Genomic DNA, 16,800 nt, shown 5'->3' with positions numbered 1-16,800 from the left:
GTCAAGTCTGTTGCTGGAATCACTGCTGTGTTTCCTGATGGCGTTGTCACTGTAGTGTTTCCTTTATCATCTACAACTACTGTTGCATCTGGATTTACAGCTTTAACTTTATCTTCGATTGCTTTCTTCTCTTCTGGAGTTAAGTTAGCTGGATCTTTAACTGCTGTCTTATCTGCTGGTTTAACGATGTCGTTACCTGCATTTGGTTTAGTTGCAGCTTCTGGTGACTTAGTCAAGTCTGCTGCTGGAATGACGGCTGTCTTACCTTCTGGAGTTGTAACTGTCGCATTTCCTTTATCATCTACAACTACTGTTGCATCTGGATTTACAGCCTTAACTTTATCTTCGATCGCTTTCTTCTCTTCTGGAGTTAAGTTAGCTGGATCTTTAACTGCTGTCTTATCTGCTGGTTTAACGATGTCGTTACCTGCATTTGGTTTAGTTACATCTGCTTCTGATCTGAATAAATCTTCTGATGGGATTGTTGCTGTAGTTCCATCGTTTAATGTAACTGTTGCATTCCCATTTTCATCGAATTTAACAGATTTAGTTTCTGGGTTTAATTCTCTTAATTTTGCTTCTACTTTAGCTTGATCATCTGGATCATTTGCTTCACCAACTACTTTGTCTGCTGGTTTAACAATTTTACTATTTCCTGCATCTGGTTTAGCAGTATCTTCTTTAGTTCTTACTAAATCTGATGCTGGAATTGCAGCAGTTTTACCTTCTGGAGTAGAAACAGAAACAGTTCCGTTTTCATCTATTGTTACGATAGCACCTGAATTTACCTCTTCAACTTTAGCAACAATCTTAGCTTTCTCTTCGTCAGTTAAGTTCGATGGATCTTTTACGATAACTTTATCAAGTGGTTTGTTAATGTCATTTCCACCTTTACCGTTATCTAACTGGTCCTCAGTTTTCACTAATTTTGTTGGATTGATAATTCCTTTATCGCCAGCTTCTGTTGTTACTTCGATGTTTCCATTTTCATCATATTTAACCTCTTTAGCTGTCGGGTTAACTTTCTTAACTTCTTCTAAGATTTTAGCTTTTTCTTCATCTGTTAATGCGCTTGGATCTTTTACTAATACTTTATCAATTGGTCTGTTTACTTCTCCAATTGCTTTAATTGCCGCTTTATCTGCTTCTTTAATCACATCAACATCTGTTTTGCTAGTTACTGCATCGATTCCTTCTTTTGCTTTTTCAGCAATTTTATCGACTTTAGCTTTTAATTTAGCTTTAGCTTCAGGAGTTAGATCGTTACGCGCATCGATTTCTGCTTTTTTAGCTGTTGCTTCTTCATCAATTGCTTTACGAGCATTTGGTTTATCTTCTACAACAGGAAGTTTATCGATTGTACCTTTAGCACCATCCTTACCTACAGCTTCATCTTTCTTAGCTTCAACTGCTGCATCTGTTTCAGCTTTGTCAATTTCTTCTTTAGCTTTTTCAGCTGCTGCTTTTGCTGCATCTTCTGCTACTTTTTTCTCTTCATCAGTAGCATCTGGAGTATTAGCAATCTCTTCCAATTGTTTTGCTAATTTATCTTCGATTGCTTTCTTGGCTGCTGGTTTAGTTACTGCTTCTGGATTTACAGCTGCAACTTCATCTACACCTGATTTCTTAGCTGCGTCTACTGCTTTTTGAGCTTCCGCTGCTTTTTCTGGTGTTTCTGCGTTAGAAGGCTGTGCGTTAATAGCGTCTGTCGCTGCTTTAGCTTTATCTTGAGCTTCTTTCTTAGCTGCTGCTTTTTCTTCGTCAGTTAAGTCTTTACGCCCGTCGATTGCTGCTTCTTTCTTAGCTAATTCATCTGCTACTGCCTTCTTAGCTACTTCTTTGGCTACTGGGTTAACTTTCGCAATGTCACCTGTACCAGTTCCTTTAGCTGCGTCTACTGCTGCATCTGTTGTTGCTACATCGACTGCTGCTTTAGCTTTATCAGCGGCTGCTTTAGCTGCATCCTTAGCGGCTTTCTTCTCTTCTGGAGTTAAATCTGGACGAGCGTCAATTGCTGCCTCTTTAGCTTTAAGAGCATTGTCAATGGCTTTCTTAGCTGCTGGTTTCTTAACTGCTACTGGATTCACTGCAGTAACTTCAGCTACACCTGTTTTCTTAGCTGCATCTACTGCATCTTGAGCTGTTTTAGCTGCTGTTGGTGTAGTTGCTGCATCAGGTTGCTCATTGATTTTCGCTAATTGTGCATCAGCTTTATCTTTCGCTTCATTCTTAGCTGCTGTTTTTTCTTCATCAGTTAAGTCTGTACGCTTATCAATTTCGCTATTTTTATCTTCTAATGCTTTCGCAATTGCTTTCTTAGCTTCTGCTTTTGCTACTGGAGTTACATTTGCAACTGCTGTAGTTCCATCTGCTTTAGCTTTATCAACTGCTGCATTTGTAGTTGCTGTATCAACAGCACCTTTAGCTTTATCAGCGGCTGCTTTAGCTGCATCTTTAGCGGCTTTCTTCTCGTCATCAGTTAAATCTGGTCGAGCAGCAATTGCTGCTTCTTTAACTTTAAGTGCATCGTCAATTGCTTTTTTAGCTTCATCTTTTTTAGCTACTACTGGGTTATCTTTTGCGATTGCATCAGTTCCTGCTGTTTGAGCTTTATCGAGAGCATCTTTTGTTGTAACTTCAGGTTTTGCTATTTCATCAAGAGCTTTTTTCTTATCAGCATTTACTTTATTGATTGCTGCTTGTTTCTCGTCATCAGTAGCATTTGGAGTTTTATTAATCTCGGCAATTTTGGCTTCTGCTGCTTTTTTAACCGCATCAATAGCTGGCTCTTTGTCCAATGTTACAAATTCTGACAATGGTTTTGTATCTGTAGAACCATCTGTATAGGTTACTACAAGATTGTTTCCATCTTTTGTGACTGATTGAATCTTACCATTTTTATCAACTGCAGTATCTTTTGCGATATTCGCGTCGTCGTTATCCTGATTGTACTCAAGTTGCAGTTTTTCTTTGACTTTAGCTAAATCAGCTTCTGTTACGTTTGCTGGATCTGTTACAGCAACTTTTTCAGTTGGTGTCTTGATATCGTACTTATCCGTTTGAGATTTAACGATGAATTCAACATACCCAAGTTTTCTTCGACGAAGTTCATAGTTATTCTCAACATTATAGGCTTCATTTGCTGGCATAGATTTAACACCGTCATTATCTTTAGCCTCGATAAAACTTGTCCACTTTTGCCCAGCTCTCAGATTTGTTACTCCAACCATCTTGATAGTAGCTATTTTCTTATCATCAGATACAGTTCCTTCCCCAGATGCTACAGCACTATCAGTTACCTTTCCTATGGTAAAACCATAAACACTAGCGTTATCACTTTCATCTAAACCTTTATTTCGTAGATATAAATCTTTAACTGTTGTATCATCTGAAGCTTTGAATGTTAAGTCAGTCTTTTCACCTGTGTAAACATAGATTTGTTTCTTGTCTGGATTTGAGTATGGAAGTTCAACTGTTGGAGCTTGATTTACTTTCACAGTGTGTTCATACTCATTAGACTCTTTACCTTGACTATCTACTGCTTTGTATTTAACAACATATGTTCCTGATGTTGCTAAATCTGCTGCTTCAAGAGTTGTTTTGCTTGTATCACCATTGATAGATACTACTGTCGGTGTACCTTTTGTTCCTAATGTAGCATTTTGGTCATCTTCATGGTCTGTTACTTTCGCTAGAGTTGAAAGATTTACAGTTCCCCCTACATTTACTGTCGTTACATCTGAGTTTGTTGCTGATGACACTACTGGTGCTTCGTTAGTTACATTGACTGAATATTTTCCTGAGTAACTTCCATGAGAAGCTGAACCATTATGCGAAATGATTTGAATGTTATTCTTTCCTTCAGCAACTGGTTTTGTCAGTGTTAATGTAATTGTATCAACAAAATCACCGTGCTTAACAGATTCAATAGTTGCTCTTTCTGGATTTTCTGTAATAGACCATCCTCTGTCTTCGCCTCGTTTCAAGGTCACTTGAGGTGCTGAATTTGTTTCTTTATCTTTGTACCAGAAATATGAATATCCTGTATCGTGCGGAACTGTTAGTACAACTTTCTTAGCTCCAGCGACAACACTAGTTTGGTCTTTAGCGGCCTCTGATGGTAAGATTTTTGATTCACCAATAGAAACTTCTAAGTCTGCCTTTTCGCTTTCAATACCATTAACAGTTTGCGTAACTTCAACCTTGTTCTTAGGAGCATAGAATGTTCTTGAAGCTTCACTACCACCTCTTAAGGCTTCATTACTGTTCAATCCTTTATCTAAAGGAAGTTTCCAAGTACCGTCTTCTCCAACTTGTGTTGTTTTTTCTGAGATTACTGTTGTTCCTTCTGGATCTTTAACAGTCACTTTGATAGTTGCACCAGGTCTACCTGTTCCTGTAATTTCACTATCAGTAGAATAAATTGTATTCTTAGATTTAGTATTTACTACTGGATCTGAACCTTGAACAGTTACAGTATGTGTATACTCGTCAGACTCTTTACCTTGACTATCTACTGCTTTATATTTAACAGTATATGTTCCTGGTGTTGCTAAATCTGCTGCTTCAAGAGTTGTTTTGCTTGTATCACCATTGATAGATACTACTGTCGGTGTACCTTTTGTTCCTAATGTAGCATTTTGGTCATCTTCATGGTCTGTTACTTTCGCTAGAGTTGAAAGATTTACAGTCCCCCCTGCAGTTACTGTCGTTACATCTGAATTTGTTGCAGATGATACTACTGGTTTTTCGTTTGTTACTGGAATATTAGCTCTACCTAAGTAAGTACCTTTTGTAGCTAGTCCATTGTGAGGAATGATTTCTAGGTTAGCACCTTCTTTAGCTGGCTCTGTTAATGTTAATGTAACAGTATCAGAGAATGCACCTTTAACTACATTCTTAACTGTTGCTTTTCCAGCATTGTTGCCAGAAATCACAAAGTTACCATCAGCTTCACGTTTAATATCAATTTGTGGTTTAGAATTATCATTTTTGTTTGTATACCAGAAGTATGCAATACCTGCATCATGCGGAATTGTCACTGTAACTTCTTTAGCTCCTGCTACAACGCTCTTTCCATCCTTAGCTGCGGCTGATGGCAAGATAGTAGACGTCCCTTCTGATACTGTTACCGCTGTTGCTGCACTAGATACTCCATTGACAACTTGCGTAACTTCCACTTTATTCTTAGGAGCATAGAATGCATTTGACGCTGCATTACCACCTAAAATTTCGTTACTATTCAATCCTTTATCTAAACCAAGTTTCCAGTTTCCATCAGCGCCAACTTGTGTTGTTTTTTCTGAGATTACTGTTGTTCCTTCTGGATTTTTAACAGTTACTTTAACGGTTGCTCCTGGTGTACCTGTTCCTGTTAGTTCTTCATCAGTTGAAAGTACTGTATTTCTAGCTTTAGCATTTGTATTGACTACTGGAGCTGCTACTGCTACTGCTTCATTTTCAACAATTACTTTTACAGGAACTTCTTTTTTAGATGTGTCTGGGTAAGTTACAACAGCTATTGCTGGTTTTTCACCTGAGTTTTGTGTATCTACTGCTTCCTTGTACGCAACTGTTGTTCCTTGTGGAAGGTCGTTCAAGTTTCCAATTGATTTTTTCGCATCTGGTACTTGTCCAGCTTTTACAGTTTGAACTTTCGCTGTTGGTTCAGGGGAAACATCAGACTGCCACATTTTCACAGGGTTAGCTGCAATGTTGGCAAAAGCTGCATTAGCACCTGCAGTGGCACTACGCATCATCCCAAACACAACCTTCATATCTTTCAGTTGTTCATTAGTTGTGTCATTAGGAACTGTTGTTGTAAAGCTCCATACATAGCCATCATACCCATCACCACCTGTAGTCGAACGATCCACAATCAAACGTTTGTCATTCAAGGCAGCACCGTATACTAACTGTTTAGTTCTCGGAGAAGAATTAGTCGCCGCACTCTTGAAATATCTTTCCTCCTGACCGGCAAGTTTTTCGATGGCACGGCCATAGAGAGTACTTTCCCAACCAGAAGCCAGAGCAAAGGTATCTTTTTTGTCTAGTCGTAATCCACCAGCTGTATCTGGTGATGGATTTTCAAACGTTACAGAACTACTCAACGCTGAACCATCCGGTAAAATACGTTGGAATTTTCTAGTTTGAGGATTCCATTTAGGGTCGACTGGGGAGTTATATTTTAAACGTGTAATGGCCGTCGGCATATTAACTTCTGCAGGGATTTGGATATAATTCCGATATACATCTCCTCCATCTGTACCATACTTATTAGCTAGATTTTCTAGATGATCATTATAAAAGACAAGCCAATCTAATGAAGTAATCTTCCCACTATCGTCTTTATTATATTTTACTTTATAGTTTGTTACCCGAGAAACCGCCTGAGCAGCAGAAGCTGAAGATGTTTGACCATCAACATCATTGATGATATAGGTATCACTATGCCCATTTGGTTCCGCATTTGTACCTTCTGAATAAGCAACTTCCGCCCTAAATTGAATTCCCGTTGGAATCGCTTGACGATTACGTGGATCATTAGATCCTGTGTTTTCGATTGAGTTAGATTCTGGATTTTTCTCAGTGTTTTCTGCTTTTTTACCTACAGTTTCTTTTCCATTAGTAGTATCTACTACTGGAGTTTCTTTTTTCTCTACAGGTTTGTTTTTTAATTTAGAGTTGACTGTAGTGAAAAGTTTTCTGTAAGCTTTTGTTAATTCATCTTGAGTTGTTGCGTTTACTAATGTAGTTTTTGCAGCTACTAAGTCAGCTTTTAATTCTGCAACACTTTCTTCCGTTTTGTTATCGTAAGAACCGTTAGAAAGTTTTGTCTCAATTTCTGAAATGTAGCTTTCAAGTTGAGTTTTGTTCAAAGCTGGAGTTACTGCTTCCGCTGGTTTAGCAGTAGATTCTTCCGAAATTGCTTGTACTGTTGGTGTGCTTTCTACTGAATTTGGTTTATCTTCAGAGGCTGGCGCTGGAGCTTCTACAGATGGTGTATCTTGTTTGCTTAGCTCATTAGCTGATACAGCTCCATTACCTAAGAACATGAAAAGAGCAGCGACTGCTACACTAGCCGCTCCAAAGCTATATTTACGAATCGAGTAACGCGTGACCTTTTCACGATGTAGACGCTCAACGCGACTCATTGATGATTTGTTATCCATTAATTTGGATCTCCTTTTTGAAATATATTTTGGATTTTCACATAAAACTAACCGTTTCTTAAAGCAACGGCTAGTTATTATAGTTAATGTGAATCCTTCCATTAACTATTTTACTTTATTTTTAATATATATGCAACTGATTTGATTTGAAATTTTCGCAAAAAAAAAAGCGTTTTGGGAAAGCAAGGAATTTTCAGACAATTGCTTTTTGCATTTTTTACAATTTTTTTAAATAAATATATGCAATGTTATCCCATAAATCATATAAAAATATTTGATGTCATTCGGAAAGATAGCGTATACATTTTTTAGTTTTGGTAAAATAAATAAGTTTGATATATAAAAATAGATATCCTCCCCCCACAAAAAAGAAAGGCTCTATAATATTTGTAGTGGGTAAATCCCCTATAGATATTATGGAGCCTATTTTTGTGTAGAAAAAAAGCCCCATACTATCTGAAGTTCAGAAATTCCTGCCACAGATAGTATAGAGCTCAAGCAGCAGTTACGCAACTGCAACTGCTTTTCTATTCTTGCATGGTGTAACCGACACCACGCACGGTTTTAATATAGCTTTTTTGACCTTTTACATCAAGCTTGCTACGTAGATAACGAATATAGACATCCACGATATTGGTCTCTGTCGCACTTTCATACTTCCAGACACTTTCCAACAACTGCTCACGAGTCAGAACTTTCTTGCTTCCCATAAGAGTGGCCAAAAGGTCATACTCACGACGGGTCAGAGCAATCATCTCCTCGCCACGATAAACGGTATGATGTTCTACATCCATACGCAGATTTCGGTAAGACGTTGGAACCTTCATCTGACTACAGTGTTGGTCGATAAAGTCCCGACCTCGGAAAATAGCTGAAATACGAGCTACCAGATTCTCAATAATAACTGGCTTATAGATGTAAGAAACGGCAAAGCGTTGGATTGCCTCAATCTGATCTTGCAAGTCTTCGCGATGGTCCAAGACCATGATGACTGAAGCCGGCTTAGTCCGACTCAGCTTATCTGCAAAATCCTGGGCTGTCATATCCCCCAGATGAGCATTCAATAAAATCAAGTCATAGTCTGTCTGAAGAGCCATGGAGAGGGCTTTTTGCCCCTCCTCAACCTGATCAACTCGGTATTGCTCTTTTTGGAGTTCCAAACTTAAAAAGTGAGCTAGATTTCGTTCTTTCTCAAGTAATAAAATCCGTTTCCCCATGGCAGACCTACTTATTTTTCGTCATACCAAGAGTAGTGGAAGGTTCCTTCTTTGTCTTTACGTTGGTAAGTGTGGGCACCAAAGTAGTCACGTTGCGCTTGGATCAAGTTAGCTGGAAGGTCAGCTGAACGATAGCTATCATAGTAAGTAATAGCTGCTGAGAAAGTTGGTACTGGCACACCAGCTTGAACTGCAAGAGCTACAATGTCACGCACTGCTTGTTGGTACTTAGCAGTAACATCCAAGAAGTACTCATCCAAAAGAAGGTTGGCAAGGTCTGCATCACGGTTGTAAGCATCTGTAATCTTTTGCAAGAAACGAGAACGGATGATACAGCCATCACGCCAGATAGATGCGATGTCTGCAAATGGCAAGTTCCAGTTGTTTTCTTTAGAAGCTACACGCAATTGCGCAAAACCTTGTGCGTATGAAATGATTTTTGAGAAGTAAAGGGCTTGACGGATTTTTTCAATCAATTCAGCCTTGTCTCCTTCAAATTTGAAGGCAGCTGGTTTTGGAAGAACCTTGCTAGCATGCACACGTTCTTCTTTGTAAGTAGAAATGTAACGTGCAAATACTGACTCAGTGATGAGTGACAATGGCACACCAAGGTCAAGTGATGATTGGCTAGTCCATTTACCAGTTCCCTTGTTACCTGCAGCATCAAGGATGTAATCTACGATTGGTCCATCTTGACCTTCATCGTCTTTACGGCTCAAGATATCAGCTGTGATTTCGATCAAGTAGCTGTCCAATTCACCCTTGTTCCACTCAGTAAAGATTTCAGCCATGTCTTCTGCAGAAAGGCCTAACAAATGTTGCATCAAGTCATAACTTTCTGCGATCAATTGCATATCACCATACTCGATACCGTTGTGAACCATTTTCACATAGTGACCAGCTCCATCAGGACCGATGTAAGTCACACATGGTTTGCCATCTTCTGGTGCTTTAGCTGAGATTTCTTCAAGAACATCCGCAACCAATTCATAGGCTTCTTTTTGTCCACCAGGCATGATAGAAGGACCTTCAAGGGCACCTTTTTCACCACCAGAAACCCCTGTACCGATAAAGTTGATACCAGAGTTTGCCAATTCTTCATTACGACGGATGGTATCTTTGTAGAAAGTGTTTCCGCCGTCAATCAAGATATCACCCTTGTCAAGGTGTGGAAGAAGGGCTTGAATTGTAGCATCTGTACCAGGTCCAGCTTGAACCATGAGCATGATACGACGAGGTTTTTCGATTGAGTTTACAAAACTTTCAACGTCATAGCTTGGTACAAAGTTCTTTTCAGGATGGCAAGCAATTACATCTTCAGTTTTTTCTTTACTACGGTTGTAAATAGCAACTGTGTAACCACGAGATTCAATATTAAGGGCAAGGTTACGACCCATTACGGCCATACCTACGACACCAAAGTTAGCTTTTGTCATTTGACACTCCTCTTGTTTGATTTGTTTTATTTTATCATTTTTACTTTTGAAAAGAAAGAATTTTGTAACGACTGCTTAGTAGTCCAAGTCATCCGCATGACCAGCGCCATTTCCGACAAAGTAACCTGTCTTACAGTTAAGGGTAAAGAGATAGGTTCCATCTGGCTTGTAGAGGTTGTAATAACCATTGCCGTTAACGATATTGACACGTTCAAGGATATATTGGTTTCCAGTGATATAGCCACGCGAACGTGAAGTCGCTAGAATTTGTTCCAAGACACCATCCGCAAAATCCCAGGCAGAGTTATTACTATCATCTACAGCTGATTGATTGAACGGTACACGACTTGAAGCTCTCTGGAGGTTAACTCCAGAACTTGATAAACCGCCATAGCTATCATCCCGCGCAGAAACTGAATTATTTGATGAGGCGCTTGAAGATGGACTGGCGTTACTTGTAGTATTGTCGGTAGAAGAATTTGAACTTGTTTGACTAGAGCTTGAGCTACTAGTTTGACTTGAACTTGAGCTAGAAGTACTTGTTTGCTGGCTCTTACCAAGGCTGATAGCCTTATCTAGCACTTTGTCAATCTCAGTATTGCCAGTTTTAATCTCTGTAAATTTAGCATCCGATTTGGCTTTGGCATTGGTATTCAAGACACCATCCACAATAGCTGGTTTTTCAAATTGTGCATTGACATCTTGAATGGCCTTGATTTGCGTTGCTAGACTATCATACTTCGATTTGGCAAGCGTATGTTCACGACTACCTTCCAGTTTATCAAGCAGTGTCTTAAGTTGACTCAGTTTATCAAACTGGCTATTTTTCAAAGCTGTTTTATTGCTGTCTGTGTAGAAGGCGTCGTATTGACTATTAAAATCTTCTAAAATAGGCTGAACATTCTGCTCGCTAGACGATGATTGAGAAGTTTGGATTTCCTGTGCTGAGCGATTCACTTGACGATAGACATAATATGCACTGACACAGATAATTACTGATACAAGCGCCAAAGCAGTTAAAACAAAGCCTTTTTTGCTTTTCTTTTCTGAGTCTTCTTGTTCCAGACGAGAAAGATTTTGCTCCTCTTCCACTTCTTCAGTCATTTCTGTTGGATTTTCATCCTCTAGCAATAGAGGATCCAAGCCTTGCTCCTCATCGTCCAGAGGCAAGGGTGGTAAGATGTCTTCAGAAGATGGAACTTCCTCCGAAGAAGCTTCTGACTCTTCTACAGCCTCACGCATCTCTTGAATTAAATCATCCAAACTCTGCGTTTCGACTAACTCCTCCTTGTTGTATTGGCGGGTCGCAAACTTATCTGCCTCAATTTCATCTTTGTGTTGCTTGACATACTTATCTAAAATAGAATCTTCAGGCAAGACCCCTGCTTCTACTTCTTCATTTTTACGAATAGCTTGACCAACTGTTAACTCTTTTGCTTCATCAAAATCAAATCGCGGTTCTTGGCCTTCTTTTTTATGACGATCTCGTCTTTTCTTAGTCATGAGTTTACCTTCCTACTTTACTTCCTGACGTTTAACACGCTGACCAAAATATTGATACAGATCCACTTTCAGGGTTCCGTTATACAGTTTACGCTTCTTGTCCGCTTGGCTACCATACTTGCTTTCAAAGGCTTCATCACTAGTTAGGATAAACTTACTCCAAGTCTTGAGAGGTTCAAAAACCTCACCCATCTCAGCATAAAGCTTGGTCACCCCTGCATCATCTGATAAACGTTCACCATAAGGCGGATTGGAGATAATCACACCATTGATTTTATCAGAACGTAAATCCTGCACGCGCATCTGCTTAAAGGTAATATCCTCTGCAACACCAGCTGCCTGAGCATTAGCTTTAGCAATTTCCACCATGCGAGCATCAATATCACAGCCCATAATATCCAGTTCAAGCTCACGGTCTACTTTTTTAGCCGCTTCTGTACGCACTTCCTGAATCAAGCGATCGCTGACCCAGTTCCACTCCTCAAATGCAAAAGAGCGACGAAGTCCTGGTGCCATCTTTCGAGCAATCATAACTGCCTCGATACAGAAAGTTCCTGAACCACAGGTCGGATCAATCAAAGGCTTATCTGGATACCAGTTAGAAAGTTGTAAAATAGCTGCCGCCATGTTTTCCTTGATAGGAGCGCCACCCTTTTCCGTACGATAACCACGTTTAAAGAGGCTAGACCCGGTCGTATCAATCATGATAGTTGCCACATCTTTGAGAATAGAGACCTCAATCTTAAACTCTGGGCCATTCTCCATCAGAGGAACTCCTTCTGGACGGGCATAGTGTTTCTGCAATTTCTTGACAACAGCTTTCTTAGAAATAGCCTGTACACTTGGCTCATTGTGAAGTTTAGATTTAACACATTTGGCCTTGGAAATCGGGAACCGAGCTCCGAGTGGTAAATAATTTTCCCAATCTAAAGCAAAAACTCCCTGAAACAGCTCTTCAAAAGTCTTAGCTGGGAAAGTTCCTACGATAATTTTGATACGATCTGCTGCCCGAAGCCAGAGGTTGGTTTCGATAATGGCTCTCACGTCTCCTTGAAAACGCACACGTCCATTTTCAACCTGACAATCGTAGCCCAACTCTCGCACTTCTCGTCCCACAACAGCTTCAAGACCTGCTGCCACAGTTGCAATTAAATTAAATTCTTTTTTCATGTTACAGTCTTGCAAGACCTTTCTATATGTCCACTTTAAAAAATGAGGTTGAGAAAATTTCTCAGCCCCAACCTATATGCAATTTTCTATAAGCCATGTTTTGTTCCAGAAGTGACTAGGACCACTTCCTTCGATAATCATCTGTCTACCACTAACAGCACTAGCTGATAGCAGTCAGAATACTACGTTCGTTTCCGCGTACTCCATGCCCCGACCAAAATTTGGGTTGCTAGCTTGAGGGGTTTACCGCGTTCCACTCTCTCCGTTTCCAGAAAGACTCCGTCACTGTGGCACTTTCAAGCCTACTCTGGCCTATCCAAGGACTTAGCCATTTCAACTGCCGTAACGATTTCTCGTCCCTAGGCTTATGGTTTCGCCTAGCACAAACACTACAGGCATCACAGCCTGTGCTAGCATGGACTTTCCTCATGAGAAGCAACTCTCCTCACGCGATTATCCAAAAATTGCATGTAACAAGACCTGAATTACAAATCAGTATTGTCTAAAATTTGTTTACCGAATACTTCTTTTTCAAGACGATTCAAGCGTTTCAAAATATCAAAATTCGTCATAGAAGATGAAGCAGCCACATCAATTGGATCTGGGTGACTAGGACTTGGAGCCGAACTCACTTGCGGTTTACGAGTTAATTCTTCCTTCAAATCCGCAATCTCCTGACGAAGTGACTTGACCAAGGCAGCATAGGTTTCATAATCCTTGATGACATCGTCTAAAAACTCATCAACTTCTACCTTGCTATAGCCACGGACTTCACGTCCAAACTCTTGTTCAAAAATATCTTTTGCTGAAAAAATAATACTTGCCATGTCTCTCTCCATTCTCGCTTGCTAGTATTATTATATAAAAAAAGGCAAACAAAAATCAAGGTCAAAGCTTCAATTTTCGGAAAAATTTTCAGCAAGTTCATTTAGCTGATCAAATGTTAATCTCTTTATAAAATAGTCCTCTTGATTTTTCATCTTTTGGTAAAAATAAGCTAGTTTCGTTTCATTTTCTTCATCATAAAAAAGATAGGAACTGTTCGTGTTTTCCAGTAAAAACTGCTGGTAATCTCTTAACTGCCCCTTGTGTTCATAACGAGGATAGGCATATTTGACAAAGTCTACCTGCTTAAAACGACTCAGTTTCATCTGATTGCCTTCATTCCAATTTTCCCCATGGGTTTCAAAAGCAAAAATGGTGGCCAACTGGAAACCGTATTCGGTTTTCATCTCCTGAGCAACCTCTAAAACCCAATATTCAAAGCCCAAAGTCCCTGTAAATACAAGCCAAGTCACCCCATCTTCTACCATAGCTTCTAAATCCCTATGTATCGCTTTTTTAATCAATTTAAGACGAGGATCCTTGTCAGAAAGCAAACCCAAATCAAAAGCAGAATAGCCTAAAACCAAAGCTGTAGTCATTTTTAACCCTTCCTGTGCAAATTTATGATATAATAGAGTGATGTTATTGTACCAATAAGGAGAATTATGGTCAACTATCCTCATAAAATTTCATCACAAAAAAGACAACCATCTCTTTCTCAACCCAAAAATTTCGCAAATCGAGGAATGTCTTTTGAAAAGATGATCAATGCTACCAACGACTACTATTTGTCTCAGGGCTTGGCTGTTATACACAAGAAACCAACTCCTATTCAAATCGTACGAGTGGACTATCCACAACGAAGTCGTGCCAAGATTGTTGAAGCCTATTTTCGACAAGCTTCAACGACAGACTATTCTGGCGTTTATAAGGGATATTACATCGACTTTGAGGCTAAGGAAACTAGGCAGAAACAAGCGATTCCGATGAAAAATTTTCATCCACATCAGATTCAGCATATGGAACAAGTCCTTGCCCAACAAGGAATCTGCTTTGTCCTTCTTCACTTTTCTTCTCAGCAAGAAACCTACTTATTACCGGCACATGATTTGATTCGCTTCTATCATCAAGATAAGGGGCAAAAATCAATGCCACTTGGATACATACGAGAATACGGTTACCAGATAAAACTAGGGGCATTCCCACAAATTCCCTATCTCGATGTTATCAAAGAACATTTACTAGGTGGTAAACAAGATGAATAAATACATTCTTATGCGAATATTAAAGTATATTGGAATCTTTTTCCTAACTCTCTTTATCGCATTATTTCTATTGGGCGGGGGTGTTTTCCTCTATTTTGTGAGTAAAGCTCCAGCCTTATCAGATAGTAAATTAGTTGCAACAACTTCTAGCAAGATTTATGACAATAATAACGAACTCATTGCCGATCTGGGCTCTGAACGCCGAGTAAACGCTCAGGCCAACGAAATTCCTACTGATTTAGTCAAAGCTATCGTGTCTATCGAAGATCATCGTTTCTTTGACCACAGAGGGATTGATACGATTCGGATTATGGGAGCCTTCTTACGTAACTTACAAAGTAATTCTTTACAGGGGGGATCAACCCTAACCCAGCAGTTGATTAAGTTGACCTATTTCTCAACATCAACTTCGGATCAAAACATCTCCCGAAAAGCACAAGAGGCTTGGCTAGCTATCCAATTGGAACAAAAAGCTACCAAACAGGAAATTCTTACCTACTACATCAATAAGGTCTATATGTCAAATGGTAATTATGGAATGCAGACAGCAGCCCAAAATTACTATGGTAAAGATCTAAAGGATCTATCTTTACCTCAACTTGCCCTACTAGCAGGAATGCCACAGGCTCCGAATCAATACGATCCCTATTCTCATCCAGAAGCTGCCCTTGACCGCCGTAACTTGGTACTTTCAGAGATGAAAGGTCAAGGCTACATTTCTGCCGAACAGTATGAGAAGGCTATCAATACCCCTATTACTGATGGACTCCAAAGTTTGAAATCAGTCAATAGCTACCCAGCATATATGGACAATTATCTCAAAGAGGTTATCGACCAAGTAGAACAAGAAACTGGCTATAACCTTCTAACTACTGGGATGGATGTTTACACAAATGTAGACCAAGAGGCTCAAAAACATCTGTGGGATATTTACAACTCCGAACAATACGTCTCTTACCCTGACGATGATTTGCAAGTCGCATCTACGGTCGTAGATGTTTCCAATGGTAAAGTCATTGCCCAACTTGGAGCTCGGCACCAAGCAAGTAACGTTTCATTTGGTACCAACCAAGCTGTGGAAACCAATCGTGACTGGGGTTCAACAATGAAACCAATCACCGATTATGCACCTGCTATAGAATACGGTGTTTATGATTCTACTGCAACTATGGTTAATGATATTCCTTATAACTATCCAGGAACAAGCATACCTGTCTACAACTGGGATCGAGCATATTTTGGTAATATTACTCTGCAATATGCCCTTCAACAATCTCGTAACGTACCTGCCGTTGAAACACTAAACAAGGTTGGTTTAGATAGAGCCAAAAACTTCCTAAATGGTTTGGGAATTGACTATCCAAGTATTCACTACTCAAATGCTATTTCAAGTAATACTACCGAATCTAGTAAACAGTACGGGGCAAGTAGTGAAAAAATGGCTACCGCCTATGCCGCATTCGCGAATGGTGGTATTTACCACAAACCGATGTACATCAATAAGGTTGTCTTTAGCGATGGTAGTGAAAAAGAATTTTCTGACTCTGGCACAAGAGCCATGAAAGAAACGACTGCTTACATGATGACAGAAATGATGAAAACAGTCTTGACTTACGGAACCGGTCGTGGTGCCTACCTGCCTTGGCTTCCTCAAGCTGGTAAAACAGGTACCTCTAACTATACAGATGAAGAAATCGAAAACCATATCAAGACTAGTCAGTTTGTAGCACCTGATGAAATGTTTGTAGGTTATACACATAAATATTCAATGGCTGTATGGACAGGTTACACAAACCGTCTCACACCAATTATGGGGGATGGTCTCACAGTTGCTGCCAAAGTCTATCGTGCTATGATGACTTCTCTCTCTCAAAACGACCATCCTGGAGATTGGTCAATGCCTGAGGGAGTATACAGAAGTGGTGAGTTTGTCTTTTTGAACGGTGCCAAGAATACTTGGACTACACCTTCTACACAACAAACACAGTCAGTAGAGACCCCCTCTACAACATCTGAAAGTTCAACTACACAAGCAAACACCACAGTAGGACAACAACCCAACAGTGCTCCAGTAACTGATCCAAATCAGGGACAGCCTGGCCAACAAATCCAACAACAACCACAGGCCCCTCAATTTCAACAACCACAACAGTAAACACGAAAAATCCTGAGAGTTAGAAATTCTCAGGATTTTTTTTACTACAAGATAGCT

General features: G+C 39.7%; 9 protein-coding genes and 1 other RNA gene. 2 read left to right on the top strand and 8 right to left on the bottom strand.

Annotated elements, in window-relative coordinates:
• The 8 genes from SMSK597_RS14015 to SMSK597_RS04675 form a co-directional block, all read right to left on the bottom strand.
• A partial coding sequence (locus SMSK597_RS14015; RefSeq protein ID WP_029745429.1) for a DUF1542 domain-containing protein occupies positions 1-7,172 on the bottom strand: 7,172 nt, incomplete at its 3' end.
• 527 nt (positions 7,173-7,699) lie between these two features.
• Positions 7,700-8,389 (bottom strand): response regulator transcription factor, encoded by a 690-nt coding sequence (locus SMSK597_RS04700; RefSeq protein WP_000518027.1) that lies wholly within the window; start codon positions 8,387-8,389, stop codon positions 7,700-7,702.
• Positions 8,390-8,400: 11 nt separating this feature from the next.
• On the bottom strand, positions 8,401-9,825 hold the full coding sequence (gene gndA, locus SMSK597_RS04695; RefSeq protein WP_000158779.1) for an NADP-dependent phosphogluconate dehydrogenase: 1,425 nt from the start codon (positions 9,823-9,825) through the stop codon (positions 8,401-8,403).
• Between the two features lie 75 nt (positions 9,826-9,900).
• On the bottom strand, positions 9,901-11,328 hold the full coding sequence (gene mapZ / locus SMSK597_RS04690) for a cell division site-positioning protein MapZ (RefSeq protein ID WP_000163143.1): 1,428 nt from the start codon (positions 11,326-11,328) through the stop codon (positions 9,901-9,903).
• Positions 11,329-11,340: 12 nt separating this feature from the next.
• Positions 11,341-12,498 (bottom strand): THUMP domain-containing class I SAM-dependent RNA methyltransferase, encoded by a 1,158-nt coding sequence (locus tag SMSK597_RS04685; RefSeq protein ID WP_000711383.1) that lies wholly within the window; start codon positions 12,496-12,498, stop codon positions 11,341-11,343.
• 84 nt (positions 12,499-12,582) lie between these two features.
• Positions 12,583-12,963: RNase P RNA component class B (rnpB, locus tag SMSK597_RS12650), an RNA gene on the bottom strand.
• A gap of 20 nt (positions 12,964-12,983) precedes the next feature.
• Positions 12,984-13,325: a cell division regulator GpsB gene (gpsB, locus tag SMSK597_RS04680; protein WP_000146532.1), complete on the bottom strand. Its 342-nt coding sequence runs from the start codon at positions 13,323-13,325 to the stop codon at positions 12,984-12,986.
• 69 nt (positions 13,326-13,394) lie between these two features.
• Entirely contained in the window at positions 13,395-13,922 is a 528-nt protein-coding gene (locus SMSK597_RS04675; RefSeq protein WP_000205370.1) for an SLOG family protein, read from the bottom strand.
• Positions 13,923-13,988: 66 nt separating this feature from the next.
• Here SMSK597_RS04675 and recU point away from each other — a divergent pair, with 66 nt between their 5' ends.
• Entirely contained in the window at positions 13,989-14,588 is a 600-nt protein-coding gene (gene recU / locus SMSK597_RS04670; protein ID WP_000248766.1) for a Holliday junction resolvase RecU, read from the top strand.
• A complete protein-coding gene (pbp1a, locus tag SMSK597_RS04665) occupies positions 14,581-16,743 on the top strand; it encodes a penicillin-binding protein PBP1A (protein WP_001046045.1) in 2,163 nt (720 codons plus the stop codon). Before recU ends, pbp1a begins: the two co-directional genes overlap by 8 nt.
• Positions 16,744-16,800: the final 57 nt, after the last annotated feature.

The organism is Streptococcus mitis SK597 (assembly GCF_000148545.1).
GTDB lineage: Bacteria > Bacillota > Bacilli > Lactobacillales > Streptococcaceae > Streptococcus > Streptococcus mitis_C.
This window is presented reverse-complemented; position numbering and strand designations above follow the sequence as displayed.